Source organism: Pseudomonas sp. GD03862, from assembly GCF_029840855.1.
GTDB classification, from domain to species: domain Bacteria; phylum Pseudomonadota; class Gammaproteobacteria; order Pseudomonadales; family Pseudomonadaceae; genus Aquipseudomonas; species Aquipseudomonas alloputida.
In genome coordinates, this window is sequence record NZ_JAOCDI010000078.1 from 1 (window position 1) to 13478 (window position 13478).

The 13478-nt window shown below is 62.7% G+C and carries 12 protein-coding genes; 4 read left to right on the top strand and 8 right to left on the bottom strand.

What is annotated here, in order from left to right; genetic code table 11:
- The first annotated feature begins 210 nt into the window (after positions 1–210).
- From N5D53_RS26830 to N5D53_RS26840, 3 genes are all read left to right on the top strand, one after another.
- Positions 211–1107 (top strand): formate/nitrite transporter family protein, encoded by an 897-nt coding sequence (locus N5D53_RS26830; RefSeq protein ID WP_064492938.1) that lies wholly within the window; start codon positions 211–213, stop codon positions 1105–1107.
- 277 nt (positions 1108–1384) lie between these two features.
- A complete protein-coding gene (locus tag N5D53_RS26835; RefSeq protein ID WP_104960941.1) occupies positions 1385–2458 on the top strand; it encodes a diguanylate cyclase in 1074 nt (357 codons plus the stop codon).
- 51 nt (positions 2459–2509) lie between these two features.
- A complete protein-coding gene (locus N5D53_RS26840; protein ID WP_190869645.1) occupies positions 2510–5095 on the top strand; it encodes an EAL domain-containing protein in 2586 nt (861 codons plus the stop codon).
- Positions 5096–5109: 14 nt separating this feature from the next.
- Here the strand turns inward: N5D53_RS26840 and N5D53_RS26845 are convergent, their stop codons facing one another.
- The 8 genes from N5D53_RS26845 to N5D53_RS26880 form a co-directional block, all read right to left on the bottom strand.
- The gene (locus N5D53_RS26845) at positions 5110–5448 is read right to left on the bottom strand and encodes a DUF2025 family protein (protein WP_104960939.1); all 339 of its coding nucleotides are present in this window, start codon (positions 5446–5448) and stop codon (positions 5110–5112) included.
- A gap of 223 nt (positions 5449–5671) precedes the next feature.
- Positions 5672–6541 (bottom strand): HlyD family secretion protein, encoded by an 870-nt coding sequence (locus tag N5D53_RS26850; RefSeq protein WP_003254857.1) that lies wholly within the window; start codon positions 6539–6541, stop codon positions 5672–5674.
- A gap of 12 nt (positions 6542–6553) precedes the next feature.
- Positions 6554–6760: a DUF1656 domain-containing protein gene (locus N5D53_RS26855; protein ID WP_010952308.1), complete on the bottom strand. Its 207-nt coding sequence runs from the start codon at positions 6758–6760 to the stop codon at positions 6554–6556.
- Entirely contained in the window at positions 6747–8735 is a 1989-nt protein-coding gene (locus N5D53_RS26860) for an FUSC family protein (RefSeq protein ID WP_266024997.1), read from the bottom strand. The genes N5D53_RS26855 and N5D53_RS26860 overlap by 14 nt, the downstream gene beginning before the upstream one ends.
- A gap of 205 nt (positions 8736–8940) precedes the next feature.
- Positions 8941–9057 (bottom strand): cytochrome c oxidase subunit CcoM, encoded by a 117-nt coding sequence (ccoM, locus tag N5D53_RS26865; RefSeq protein ID WP_003254862.1) that lies wholly within the window; start codon positions 9055–9057, stop codon positions 8941–8943.
- Between the two features lie 135 nt (positions 9058–9192).
- Positions 9193–9354, bottom strand: coding sequence for a hypothetical protein (locus tag N5D53_RS26870; RefSeq protein WP_003254864.1), 162 nt, complete (start codon positions 9352–9354; stop codon positions 9193–9195).
- Positions 9355–9422: 68 nt separating this feature from the next.
- Complete coding sequence (locus N5D53_RS26875) at positions 9423–9752, bottom strand: hypothetical protein (RefSeq protein ID WP_010952305.1); 330 nt, start codon at positions 9750–9752, stop codon at positions 9423–9425.
- Between the two features lie 63 nt (positions 9753–9815).
- Positions 9816–10511 carry a hypothetical protein gene (locus N5D53_RS26880; RefSeq protein ID WP_104960937.1) on the bottom strand — a complete coding sequence of 232 codons (696 nt, stop codon included), beginning with the start codon at positions 10509–10511 and terminating at the stop codon, positions 9816–9818.
- Between the two features lie 150 nt (positions 10512–10661).
- Between N5D53_RS26880 and rapA the strand changes: the two genes are divergently transcribed.
- Positions 10662–13478: RNA polymerase-associated protein RapA (rapA, locus tag N5D53_RS26885; protein ID WP_279841097.1), on the top strand; the 2817-nt coding region annotated here is incomplete at its 3' end.

Sequence of the window (13478 nt, forward strand, 5' to 3'; positions counted from 1 at the left end):
ACTACCGCTTTCTTTCGAAAGCTAACAACTTCAACAACTTACCGCTTGCCCCGAAGCGTTCATCGCTGCGAGGAGGCGAATAATACGCGCTTTGAAATCAGAGTCAACACCTTGTTCTGAAAAACTTTTCCAACACCGTTTTGCCGCTAACCGGCAACTAATGAAAGCGCCGTGGATCTGTAAAGAAACACACCACGGAGCGTAGCGGCCATGAGCAATGGGCAAAGCGAGAAAACCCCCGGCCTCTCTGCAGATGAAGAGCAGGAGGTCAGCCACAGCCAACCGCCACGGGCGGCAGTGCTGCACGAAATCATTCGCTACCAGGGCGACCAGGAGCTGGAACGTACACTTGCCGCGTTGTGGTGGTCGGCACTTGCCGCCGGCCTGTCCATGGGGCTGTCGTTGATGGCCATGGGGCTATTCTACGCCCGCCTGCCAGAAGGCGATGGTGCCCAGGTGGTCGCCAGCATCGGCTACAGCGCGGGCTTTCTTGCCGTGATCCTGGCCCGCCAGCAACTGTTCACCGAGAATACGCTCACCGCGGTGCTGCCCGTCATGACCGCACCTACGCTGGCCAACTTCGGACGCCTGCTACGCCTCTGGGGCGTGGTGTTGCTTGGCAACCTGGCAGGTACCCTGCTGGTGGCCTGGGTGATGCTGGAACTGCCGATATTCGACAGCAAGACCGATGTGGCATTCCTGGAGGTCGGTCGCAAGGTAATGAAGAACGACATCAGCCAGATGTTCGCCAAGGGCATAGTCTCAGGCTGGATGATTGCCACCATGGTCTGGATGATCCCTTCAATGGAGCACGCCAAGATCTGGATCATTCTGATGATCACCTACCTGATGGCCCTTGGCGATTTCACTCATATAGTAGTGGGGTCAGTCGAAGTGTCCTACCTGGTGTGGGCTGGCGACGAAACCTGGAGCCGCTTCTGGCTGGAATTTGCACTGCCGACGCTGGCGGGCAACATCATCGGTGGCAGTTTCATCTTCGCCTTGATCAGCCATGCACAAGTGCGCAGTGACAGTGGCAAACCACCCTCGCGGCTTCTGAACGACGACCAGCCCCAGTCCGCGCGCAGCAGACATGAGCACAAATGATACTCAGCGTGCCGCTACGGTGAGTTCATGCCCCTGGTCCTGCTCACTCACAGGCCAGGGGCTACCCATCAGTTTGCCCGTCTGCGGTGAGTCCAGGTTGCCCCGCCCCCGCCTGCGAGTGCTCAGTAGTACCTGAGCCTGGTTATCAACTGCCCCACCGTGATCGAATCAACCGTGAATTGGCTTGCAAGGTCATTCCTCGCCGATAACACACTGTTCAACAATATTCATGCGTGTTATGCGATGAACGGTACACCGACAGAAAACTGTGAGCACTATGGATAACCGCAACGGCAAAGGACTTTCATTCGTCAAGCGCATCTACCTGCCGCGGGTCATTGGCCTGGGAATCGGCCTGTTCACTGTCATGGCGGCCATTGCGCCGCTGTCGCCCCCCTCCTGGGCATGGCTGCTGTTACTGTTCAATGGTTTACTGTGGCCGCACGTGGCCTACCTGTGGGCTGCCCGCTCGACAACGCCTTACCAGGCGGAACAGCGCAACCTCCTGCTGGACTCGCTGATGGGCGGGTTCTGGACCGCCGCCATGCACTTCAACCCGCTGCCCAGCGTGACCGTGCTGGCGATGATGACGATGAACAACGTCGCCGCCGGCGGCAAGCGCATGGTCTTTCGCGGGGTGCTGGCGCAACTGGCTGGCATGCTCGCCGCCATCCTGCTGCTCGGCCCTGGCTTGCAATTGACCGCCACGCCCCAGCAGGTCTATGCGTGCCTGCCCATGCTGGCGCTGTACCCGCTGGCCTTGGGCTGGGTGTGCTACCAGCTTGCGATCAAGCTGGGCGACCACAAGCGCCGGCTGAGCGCCCTGAGCCTGACCGACAGCCTGACCGGGCTGTTCAACCACGGTGCCTGGAAGGACCTGCTGCAGCTCAAGTTCCAGGCGTGCAAGCAACAACAGGGGCACGCGGTGATTGCCCTGATCGACATCGATCACTTCAAGACCATCAACGACACCTTTGGCCATGTGGTCGGCGACTGTGTACTGCGCCAGCTCAGTGCTGAGCTGCGGCGCAGTTTGCGCGAGGGCGACCAGGCCGGGCGTTACGGCGGCGACGAGTTCTGCGTGATCATGCCCGAAACCAGCGAAGCCCAGGCCTGCCAAGCCATGGAGCGTCTGCGCGAGCGGGTTTCCAGCTACCGCAACCCACAGTTACCGCACCTGCGCATCAGCCTAAGTATCGGCCTGTCGCCCTTCCAGGCCAGCCTCGAGTCCCCCGAGCACTGGCTCGAACAGGCAGACAAGGCGCTGTACATCGCCAAGCACGCTGGCCGCGATCAGGTCAATTTTGCCCGCGGTGAAGCTGCCACGCTCAGGCTGGCCTATCCTGATTGAACCTCCTTCCTGACTGCCTGGCGGGAGGTTGCCTGAAGGAGCCGCTCGCGCATGGCCAGGACCGCCAAGCTTTCACCCGCTAGCCCCACACCGCGCTTTCAGGTACGCCACCTCATTGCCGGTTTCAGCGCAGTGTTCGGCCTGGCTTGCCTGGTCATTCTCGGCGCTCTGTTCAATATCGCCCGCACGCTCGACCAACAGGAGCGCGAGCGTAGCGCCTTCCATGCGACCCAGGCGCTGGAACAACGGCTGCTCGCCTCGCGCCAGTTTCTGTCCAGCTATGCCGTATGGGATGCAGCCTTCGAGCACCTGTCGGGCCAAGCCGACTGGCAATGGGCCTACGAGGAAAAGAACGTAGGCGAGTCGCTGTACAGCGCCAGCGGCTACGAAGGGGTGTTCGTAGTGGAAAACGACCGCACCACCTATGCCTTGTTCAAAGGCCAGCCCAGCCAGGCAGGCGCTGACAGCTATATAGACACACCCCTGCAGCCGATCATCGAACAGGCCCGCGCGGCGGCTATTTCACGCGAGCAGGTCACCCGTTTCGTGCTGTTCAATGGCTGGCCGGCCGCACTCAGTGCAGCAGCCGTGCGCCCGGACCGGGAGGTTACCGACAGCGAGGTGAGCCAGGCGCCGGTCATGCTGTTCATTGACCAGCTCACCGAAAGCAAACTGGCGCAGTTGGGTAAAGGCGCCGGCCTGACCGGCATGCACGTGGAAAAGGAGGATAGGCAGGATCACAACCACCTGCGCATCGACCTGGGCGACACCGGCTACCATCTGACCTGGAACAGCCCGCTGCCGGGGCAACAGATGCTGTGGGCAGTGTTGCCAGCACTGTTGTGCGCACTACTGATACTTGGGCTGGTGATGCTGTACCTGTTCCGCCATGCCTTGCGCAGCTCCCGGGCAATCGGCCTCACGCTCGTGCATCTGCAACAAAGCAACCAGGCCCTGGAGGCCAGCGAGCAGCGGTTCCGGGCGGTGGCCGAGTCGGCATCCGACTGGATCTGGGAAACCGACCGGCAACAACGCCTGACCTACCTGTCGCAGCGCTTCGCCAACGTCACCGGCTACCCGGTAGACGGCTGGCTGGGCCACCCGCTCAACCAGTTGCTGGCCTGCGATACCACGCCGCTGTCACCCTGGCTGGACGCCCTGACTACGGCCGAGCCACAGCAATTGGCCAACCTGCGCTGCACTTACCGCGACCAGAATGGCCAGAACCGCTACTGCCGGATATCCGCCCGCGCTATCTGGCGCGATGGCAAGGCCATCGGTTTTCGGGGTACCGCCAGCGATATCACCGACGAAGTCGACGCCCATGCGCGCATCCAGCACCTTTCGCTGCACGACCCACTGACCGGGCTGGCCAACCGCAACAAGCTCGCCCGGCACCTGGAGCAGGCCTTGTTGCGCGGCAGTGACTCGCCGCCGCTGACCTTGTTGCTGCTGGACCTGGACAACTTCAAGCCGATCAACGACTCGCTCGGTCATGCTGCCGGAGATGCCGTGCTGCAAGAAGTGGCAACGCGCCTGCGCGACACCACCCGCGATGGCGACCTGGTCGCGCGCCTGGGCGGCGACGAGTTCATCCTGGTACTCAGCGGCATGGACAACAGCAGCGAGATCGACCGCTTCTGTGCGCGCCTGATCGGCCTGCTGCAGCAACCCATCGTCTTCGAAAACCAGCCGCTGCACATTGGTGCCAGCATTGGCGTTGCCCAGACGCGCAACCAGGGCTTCGATGCAGGTGAGCTGATCCGCTGCGCCGACATCGCCCTGTACCAGGCCAAGGCCGATGGAAAGAACACATGGCGCTACTTCGTTGCCGAAATGAACCAGCAGATCCAGTACCGCCGCCAGTTGGAGAACGACCTGCGCCGGGCCCTGCGCAATGAGGAGTTCGAGCTGCATTACCAGCCGCGCTACCGCCTCGACGACCTGCGTATCGTCGCGGTCGAGGCCTTGGTGCGCTGGCGGCATCCTCAGGAAGGGTTGCTGGGGCCGGACACCTTCATCCCGTTGGCCGAGCAGAGCGACATCATTGTTGCGCTGGGCCGCTGGGTGCTTCGCGAAGCTTGCCGCACTGCCCATGACTGGCCGGCCGACGTGCTGGTTTCGGTCAACCTGTCGCCTGCCCAGTTCTTGCGCAGCGATGTGGTAGCGGACGTGCGCGAAACTTTGCTCGACACGGCCTTCCCCGCCCAACGCCTGGAACTGGAAATTACCGAGAACGTGATGCTCAACGATATCGAAGGCGCATTAGGCACCATGCTGTCGCTCAAGGAGCTAGGGGTGCGCCTGAACATGGATGATTTCGGCACCGGCTATTCGTCGTTGGGCTACCTGCGTACCTACCCGTTCGACAGCATCAAGATCGACAAGCGCTTCATCAGCGGCCTGAACAACAACGGCGGCAGCGACCGCGCTGTGGTCCAGGCCATCATCAACCTGGGCGAAGCGATGGGGCTGACAGTGACAGCCGAAGGCGTGGAAAGCGAACATCAACTCAAGTCGCTGGAAAATGACCGCTGCCATGAAGTGCAAGGCTATTACCTGAGCAAGCCCCTGGACAGCGCCGGGTTGACGGCGTTGTTGCACCAACCCTCCCAAAACACTGCACAGCCTTTGTAGACCCGGCTTTGCTCCTAAACAGACTGGGTGCGCTGCTGCAGGCTGCGCTGCGCCACGATTTCAGGCAGATCACAGCGGCGAAGGTAGGCGCGCAGCGGTTCACCAATGTTCAAGCGGTCATCCACATGCTGATCCAGCAAAAGCGACAGCCGTTCGCGGCACAGCACCATGCGCTGCCCTTGCTCGGGCCGCCAGACAAACTCGCTGCAGGGGGTGATACTGGCGTCGGCCACGTCCATGCCGAACGCGTCCTCGGAGAAACGTACGATATGAATACCGCGCTTGCCGTGAAAACCGACAAAGCCCTTTAGCTGATCGGCGGCGTTGCAGATATCCTGGGAAGTGATGGCCATGGCGTAACCTCGCAATGAAATCGGAAGATACGCACGCCAGGCGGGAAAAGGGTTGCCTCTGTCGGGCAACTCACAACGGCAGCCTAACGCAACTGGCGGGCCGCTCGCCAAGTTATTTCGTGTTTGCCCGACGTCGTCGGCGTACTGGAGCTGGACTGCCTTCACCACACGACCCGGCTGTACCGCTTCGAACATTACATATCTGTCTATTGAGGCAGCACCATCACTGCGGGTCGCGGTCCTCGTGCACTTGCACACTCGCCGTCATCCCCGCACTCAAGGTCAGCCCTTCCGGCACCTGATCCAGGCGAATCCTCACCGGTATGCGCTGGGCCAGTCGCACCCAGTTGAAAGTCGGCTCTACCTCCGGCAGCAACTGGCTGTCCGGGTTGCTGTTGCGATCGGTGATGCCGCGGCTGATGCTCTCCACGTGCCCCTGCATCGGTTCACCCGTGCCCATCAGCCACACCTTCACAGTGTCCCCAACGCGAATGCGCGGCAACTTGGTTTCCTCGAAATAGGCCTGGATGTAGAACGTCGAATCATCCACCAGCGCCATCACCGATTCCCCGGTGTTCACATAATTGCCCTCGGCCAGACGCAGATTGGTGATATGCCCGCTGCGCGGGGCCCGCACTTCACTGCGCGCCAGGTTGATCCTGGCCACCTGCAACTGCGCCTCGGCTTCATGCAGCTCGCCACGTGCGATGGCGGCATTGATCTGGGCGTTTTCACGCAACTCGGCACTGATCGCCTCTGGCCCCAAAGCAGTACGCCGGGCTGCTTCACGCTCGCGCAAGCGCAGTTGCTGGGCGCGGGTCTCGGTCACCGCGCTGGCCTGATCGAACGCGGCCTGGAAGCGCTCGCGGTCAATGCTCATCAACAGGTCGCCAGCCTTGACCTGCTGGTTGTCATGGACCTTGAGTTCACGAACCCAGCCAGACACATCAGGTGCGATCACCACCACATCGGCGCGCACACGGGCATCGCGCGTCCATGGGGTGAGCATGTAGTACTGCCACAGCTGGTAGCCGGCCAACACGGCCAGGGCCACCACACACAGGGTCACCAGAATACGTACGGCCGCACGCATCGAAACACTCCTTTATAAAGTCCCAGACAGACGTACCACCAGGAACAACACACAGACGAACAGCGCAGCGTCGAACAGCGCTTCATGCCAGATCCAGCGCCCCAACGGTGTGGCATGCACCACCAGGCGCAGCAGGCCGGTGAGCAGCAGCGCCAACAACACATAAAGCAAAAACGGGCTGAGCAGCACACCGCCCACTTCCCACTCACGCAAACCCATGGGTGTCCTCCTGCCAGCGGCACCATTTGCCCCAGCTTTTCTGCAATTGCAGTACCGCCCCCTCGGCCAGGCGAAGCGGGTCGCTGGCTGGCAGCCGACGCAAGGCCGCAATGAACTGCTCACTGGCAGCATCCAGCAGCTGCCCACGCCCGGCAGCAGGCCCTTTGGCCAGCGCTGCCTCCACGTGTTGCAGGTACTCGCGCTCGGCCCGCCCCAAAGGGGCCTGGGCGACCGCCAGGCACATGCGCAGGTGCACCAGTTCGTCGCCGATATCCAGCCCGTGCAGGCCGTCATCCCAACGTTTGCGTTCGCCTTCCGGTAATTCACTGGCATGCCGCGCCAGTTGCATCAGCCGGTCGGCCATGCGCCCGCCAAACCAGCTGTCAGCCCCGCGCAGGTCGCGCCGAGTCAGGCGCACCAGGTCGTTCTGCGTTGCAGCACGCAAGCGCCGGCCCAGCCAGGCCGGATGGCGGAACACCAGTAAGCGAAAGGCCATGACCGCTGCCGACACCCCCACCAGCATGGCCAGGGCACTGTTCAGCATGCTCGCCACGCCGAACTGCATGGCGTTGAGCGGCGACACCAGCACAATGAAGTGCAGGCAATAGGAAGTGGCCGTAGCCCCGGTACGCGGATGGGCCATGCCCAGTGCACCAAGAAACAGTGGCACGCCCATGCCCAGGCAGAGCATGGCGAAGCTGCTCCATTGCGGCAGCATGATCTGCCCGACCACAAACGCCGCCGGTATCGCCAGGAATATCCCGCGCAGAAAACTCAGGCCGATCTGTGCGCCGTTCTCGCGACTGGCGAACAGGCTGCAGACCACGCAGGTCAGCACCAGGCCACCGGGGGCCGAAGGCCAGGCCGTGGCCAGCCAGAAACCACTCATTACCAGGAAGGCCAGCGCGCTGCGCGAGCCGAACAGCAAGGCCAGCGACCAGTCTCGGTGCGCGGCCAGCCCCTGGGACACGTCCTTGGGCGCCCTGCCCGCCTCCACATCCTCAAGTGCCTGGCTGGCGGCCATGGCATAGTCCAATAGCAGGGCCATGCGCGCCAGGCAGAAGTGCTCCGCCGAACTGATTTGCTCATCGTGGGCGGCATCCCAGATTCGCTGACGCAACAACAGCAGGCTGGGCTGATCGGGTTGGGCCAGCAGCGTGCGCACTTCCTGCAACCAGGGCGTCAGATGCTCGACCTCACCCTCATCCAGTTGCCGCCACTGGCGGCGCACCGAACGGGAAATACGCAACAGCACCATCAGTTTCTGGCTAAGGCCACGAATGGCACGGGCACGTTGGCGCCCGCGATTGCCCTCGAACCAGGCATGTTCACGTTGGCTGTCGATGGCAACGATGCGCCCCAGGCTTTCCAGCAGGCCTTTACGCGCCTCGTCCTCTCCGCCCAGCATGGCGCTGGCGGCCTGCAGGCCGTTCTGCCAGGCCTGCCGCGCCTGCCCGCCCAGTTGCTGCTCGACCCGCATGGGCCAGAGCAAGGCACTGCTGGCTGTTGCACAGAAAATACCCAGGCAGATCTCGGTACAGCGAGCCACGGCCTGGTCGAATACTTGCAGGGGGTGGTCAATGGCCGGCAAGGCAATGATCGCTGCGGTGTAGCCGGCCAGCACGAAGGCATAGGCCCAGGCGCTGCGCAACTGGGTGGACGCGGCGGTACACAGCGCCAGCCAAAGCGCCAAGGTAAGCAGAAACAGGCCGGGGGTCTGGGCGAACAGGCCGATGAACAGCACCGACATGACTGTGCCGACCAACGTGCCTGCCAACCGCGCCAAGCCTTTCTGCACCACCATGCCCGATAGCGGCTGGGCGACGATGAAAGCAGTCATCAATGCCCAGGAGGGTTGCTCCAGCCCCCAGCGCATCGCCAGCCACAACGCCAGGCCGCCCCCGAGCAGGGTCTTGATGGCAAACTTGAGGGCGAGGCTGCTGGGCGCGAACAGGGCCTGAAAGGTGATGGGCACGAGGCGGACCTTGCGGGGAAAAGTCTTGCTGAAAAGATAGACAATGATGAGCAGGATAAAGCGGAAACGATTAATTAGCTAGCTAATCATGTATATTCGATTGGCCTGCATTGAAAGGGACAGCTCAGACAATAAAAAATGCAGGCAAAAAAAATGGGCGACCGAAGTCGCCCTAAATGCCTTGCGTGCTCGTGTACCCGGAAGGTCAGCGCGGCTTGCGCTTGTTCGAGTCCTTCCAGATGAAAATGCCCAGACCGGCAAAGAAGGCGACCATCAGCCCGACCGTTACCACACCGGCGATAACCACGTTGTCGAAGAACATGCTGGCCTCCCCATTCGTTTGCCGTTGTCCGATGGGTACACGTTAACCAATGTGGCGGCGGGGAAAATTGATCAGTGTCAATGGTGCCCGAGGCCGGGCACGCGAGGGGGGCGCAGGGTTGACCTGCGTCAAGTTTCAACGCTTCTTAGGCTTGCCCTTGGGCTTCTTTTTCTTGCTGGTACTCAATGGCAGGGCCTGCTCGAAAGCATTGCGCATTTCGTTCAGCCGCTTTTCCTTGAGGTCGTGGACGCGCTTGGCACGTTCGGCATCGAAATCGATGAGGTTGTCTTGGCTCATGGGGTGGGCTCGACGATCAACAGAGAATTGCATGATGAAGCCAGGCGCAGGCGCTGACCAGCCCCGTATCAGACTTCGATGTCCACCAGCAGCCCTTGGCGTACATGCTCGCCCATCAATGGCGCTACCGGCACGGTGTTGTCGGCATTGACCTCGTCACCCGGGACGGCCTCGTAGCGTTCCTGCTCGCCCTTGTTCCGGCGTTGCTGCTGGCGGCGCTGTTCATCGCGCAGCAACAATACCTGCTCCTGCGGGTCGCGCTGGCGCTTGAGGTCAATGGCACTTTCGCCGGACGCAGGCTGCGTCGGCACCACCGGCTTGACGTCGGGGGTTGGCTTGACCGGGTCCTGTTGCGAGGTGACCGGGGCGGCACTGAGCGGAATGATCGGCGGCAGCATGGACGTTCTCCTATGCCCCCTGTATCGGCAGGCGCAGCTTTACCTTGATGTCATGGACAACATTTACTCGGCTTCGTCACCCGGCTCGTCGTCGACTGGCGGGCTGGCCTCGCTCCAGGGCCGCTTGTACACCTGCTGCCAAACCGCATCCATATGATCGCGCAATACCTGCGGCGCGGCTTTCAGCGAAGCGCTGTCCTCGCGCTCACCACCGACCGGTTCCTCGCCCGCCGGGGTGATCAGCGACTGGCCGGTAATGGTGTAACTGGCCTGCCCTTCACGCATCTCGATGGCGATGTCATGCGGGTCGATACCGCCGCCGCAGAATGCATGGCTGGCCACCGTTATCTCGGCCACCCCATTCTTGTTCAGGTCGCTGACGTCACTGACGTCATTATAGAAGTCCACGTCCAGGTCCAGCCCCGGGCAGGTCGTTTCCTGCTCGACCTGCCAACGCGCCTTGAAGGCGTCGCTCTCGGCCGTGCGCCCGTACAAGGTGGCCTTGAGCACCACCTTGTCCACTTCCTGTTCGCTTTCCAGGTCGCTGGCCTGGCCATCGCTGCGGCTCAGGACCAGCAGCCCTTCGCCGTCACTGTCACGAAAGTGCACGCTCTTTATCGGCGTCTGCACGCCCAGTACCTCAAGCTGCTCCATCGGAATGGGGGGCAATGTCTCAAAGTTTTTCTGCTCGCAGGCGCTCAGCAGCACCAGGCTGCCCACGGCCATCGAAGCGCTGATCCAGCGGTGCTTGGCAGACATGTTGATCCGGGGCCCTCGTCGGCGGCGCTGTGCAGGGCGATGAAACGACTAGACTGTGCCTTTCGATACCTTTCGGTGCTATCGGCACTTTGGTCTGACCGGCCGATCCGTTAACATAATCGGCTTTTTCATCGCGGGAGTTCAGGCAGTATGGCGCAGCAGTATCAACCGGGGCAACGCTGGATCAGCGACAGCGAAGCAGAGCTCGGCCTGGGTACCATCCTGGCGCAGGATGGCCGCCTGTTGACCGTGCTCTACCCGGCCACTGGCGACACCCGCCAGTATTCCCTGCGCAATGCGCCGCTGACCCGCGTGCGCTTCTCGCCAGGTGACCAGATCACCCACTTCGAGGGCTGGAAGCTGACCGTGCGCGAGGTCGAGGACATCGACGGGCTGATGGTCTACCACGGCCTGGACGGGCAGAACCAGCCTCGCACCCTGCCTGAAACCCAGTTGTCGAACTTCATTCAGTTCCGCCTGGCCAGCGACCGCCTGTTCGCCGGGCAGATAGACCCACTGTCGTGGTTCAGCCTGCGCTACAACACCCTGCAGCACACCAGCAAGCAGATGCAGTCGGCACTGTGGGGGTTGGGCGGCTGCCGCGCACAGCCCATCGCCCACCAACTGCACATTGCCCGTGAAGTCGCCGACCGCAGCGCCCCACGCGTTCTGCTGGCCGACGAAGTGGGCCTGGGCAAAACCATCGAAGCCGGCCTGGTCATTCACCGCCAGCTGCTGTCGGGTCGCGCCAGCCGCGTACTGATCCTGGTGCCGGAAAACCTCCAGCACCAGTGGCTGGTGGAAATGCGCCGGCGCTTCAATCTGCAAGTGGCGCTGTTCGACGCCGAGCGCTTCATCGAAAGCGACGCCAGCAACCCGTTCGAGGATGCCCAACTGGCGTTGGTTGCCCTGGAGTGGCTGGTCGATGACGAAAAGGCCCAGGACGCGCTGTTTGCCGCTGGCTGGGACCTGATGGTCGTCGACGAAGCCCACCACCTGGTCTGGCACGAAGACCAGGTCAGCGCCGAATACGGCCTGGTCGAGCAACTGGCCCAAGTGATTCCGGGCGTACTGTTGCTGACCGCCACCCCCGAGCAGCTTGGCCAGGACAGCCACTTCGCCCGCCTGCGCCTGCTCGACCCCAACCGTTTTCATGACCTGGCCGCTTTCCGCGCCGAGAGCGAGCACTACCGCCCGGTGGCCGAGGCGGTGCAGGAACTGCTCGACGAAGGCCGCCTGTCGCCCAAGGCCCACGCCACCATCCTGGGCTTCCTGGGTGCCGAAGGCGAAGCCCTGCTGGCGGCAGTCAGCGACGGCGATACCCAGGCCAGCGCACGGCTGATTCGCGAGCTGCTGGATCGCCACGGCACCGGCCGCGTGCTGTTCCGTAACACCCGTGCGGCGATCCAGGGCTTCCCCGAGCGCCAGTTGCACCCCTACCCGCTGCCCACGCCCGAGCAATACCGCGACCTGCCAGCCGGCGAGCACGCCGAGCTGTACCCGGAAGTTGCCTTCCAGGCCCAGGGTGAAGTGGCCGATGACGAGCGCTGGTGGCGTTTCGACCCACGCGTCGACTGGCTGATCGACACCCTGAAGATGCTCAAGCGCACCAAAGTGCTGGTGATCTGCGCCCACGCCGAAACCGCCATGGACCTGGAAGACGCCCTGCGCGTGCGCTCCGGCATCCCGGCCTCGGTGTTCCATGAAGGCATGAGCATCCTCGAGCGTGACCGTGCCGCTGCCTACTTTGCCGATGAAGAGTTTGGCGCCCAGGTGCTGATCTGCTCGGAAATCGGCAGCGAAGGCCGCAACTTCCAGTTCGCTCATCACCTGGTGATGTTCGACCTGCCGGCGCACCCCGACCTGCTCGAACAGCGCATCGGCCGCCTTGACCGGATCGGCCAGAAGCACACTATCCAGCTGCACATCCCGTACCTGCAGGAAAGCCCGCAAGAGCGCCTGTTCCAGTGGTACCACGAAGGCCTCAACGCCTTCCTCAACACCTGCCCCACCGGCAATGCCCTGCAGCACCAGTTCGGCCCACGCCTGCTGCCGCTGCTCGAAGGCGGCGAAAACAAGGCCTGGGATACCCTGGTGGCCGACGCCCGCAGCGAACGCGAGCGCCTGGAAGCCGAACTGCACACTGGCCGTGACCGCCTGCTGGAACTCAATTCCGGCGGCGCCGGCGAAGGTCAGGCGCTGGTCGAGGCCATTCTCGAACAGGACGACCAGTTCGCCCTGCCGATCTACATGGAAACCCTGTTCGACGCCTTCGGCATCGACAGCGAAGACCATTCCGAGAACGCACTGATCCTCAAGCCGAGCGAGAAGATGCTCGATGCCAGCTTCCCGCTGGGCGACGATGAAGGCGTGACCATCACCTACGACCGTGGCCAGGCGCTGTCACGCGAGGACATGCAGTTCCTCACCTGGGAGCACCCGATGGTACAGGGCGGCATGGATCTGGTGCTGTCAGGCTCGATGGGCAACACCGCCGTGGCGTTGATCAAGAACAAAGCGCTCAAACCAGGCACTGTCCTGCTTGAACTGCTGTTCGTCAGCGAGGTGGTGGCACCCCGTAGCCTGCAACTGGGCCGCTACCTGCCGCCGGCGGCACTGCGCTGCCTGCTCGACGCCAATGGCAACGACCTGGCGTCACGCGTTGCTTTCGAAACCCTCAACGACCAGCTCGAGAGTGTACCGCGCGCCAGCGCCAACAAGTTCGTCCAGGCCCAGCGCGATGTGCTGGCCAAGCGTATCAGTGGCGGCGAGGAGAAGATCCTGCCGGCCCACAACGAGCGCGTGGCCGAAGCCCAGCGCCGCCTGACAGCCGAGGCCGACGAAGAGCTGGCGCGCCTGGTGGCATTGCAAGCGGTCAACCCAAGTGTGCGTGACAGCGAAATCGACGCCCTGCGCAAGCGGCGCGAAGATGGCCTGGCAATGCTGGAAAAGGCCGCCCTGCGCCTG

What these genes read in the sequence shown, in the direction of transcription:
- N5D53_RS26830 (WP_064492938.1), top strand. Translation starts at nt 211, where the DNA reads ATGAGCAATGGGCAAAGCGAGAAAACCCCCGGCCTCTCTGCAGATGAA.
- N5D53_RS26835 (WP_104960941.1), top strand. Translation starts at nt 1,385, where the DNA reads ATGGATAACCGCAACGGCAAAGGACTTTCATTCGTCAAGCGCATCTAC.
- N5D53_RS26840 (WP_190869645.1), top strand. Translation starts at nt 2,510, where the DNA reads ATGGCCAGGACCGCCAAGCTTTCACCCGCTAGCCCCACACCGCGCTTT.
- N5D53_RS26845 (WP_104960939.1), bottom strand. Translation starts at nt 5,448, where the DNA reads ATGGCCATCACTTCCCAGGATATCTGCAACGCCGCCGATCAGCTAAAG.
- N5D53_RS26850 (WP_003254857.1), bottom strand. Translation starts at nt 6,541, where the DNA reads ATGCGTGCGGCCGTACGTATTCTGGTGACCCTGTGTGTGGTGGCCCTG.
- N5D53_RS26855 (WP_010952308.1), bottom strand. Translation starts at nt 6,760, where the DNA reads ATGGGTTTGCGTGAGTGGGAAGTGGGCGGTGTGCTGCTCAGCCCGTTT.
- ccoM (WP_003254862.1), bottom strand. Translation starts at nt 9,057, where the DNA reads ATGTTCTTCGACAACGTGGTTATCGCCGGTGTGGTAACGGTCGGGCTG.
- N5D53_RS26870 (WP_003254864.1), bottom strand. Translation starts at nt 9,354, where the DNA reads ATGAGCCAAGACAACCTCATCGATTTCGATGCCGAACGTGCCAAGCGC.
- N5D53_RS26875 (WP_010952305.1), bottom strand. Translation starts at nt 9,752, where the DNA reads ATGCTGCCGCCGATCATTCCGCTCAGTGCCGCCCCGGTCACCTCGCAA.
- N5D53_RS26880 (WP_104960937.1), bottom strand. Translation starts at nt 10,511, where the DNA reads ATGTCTGCCAAGCACCGCTGGATCAGCGCTTCGATGGCCGTGGGCAGC.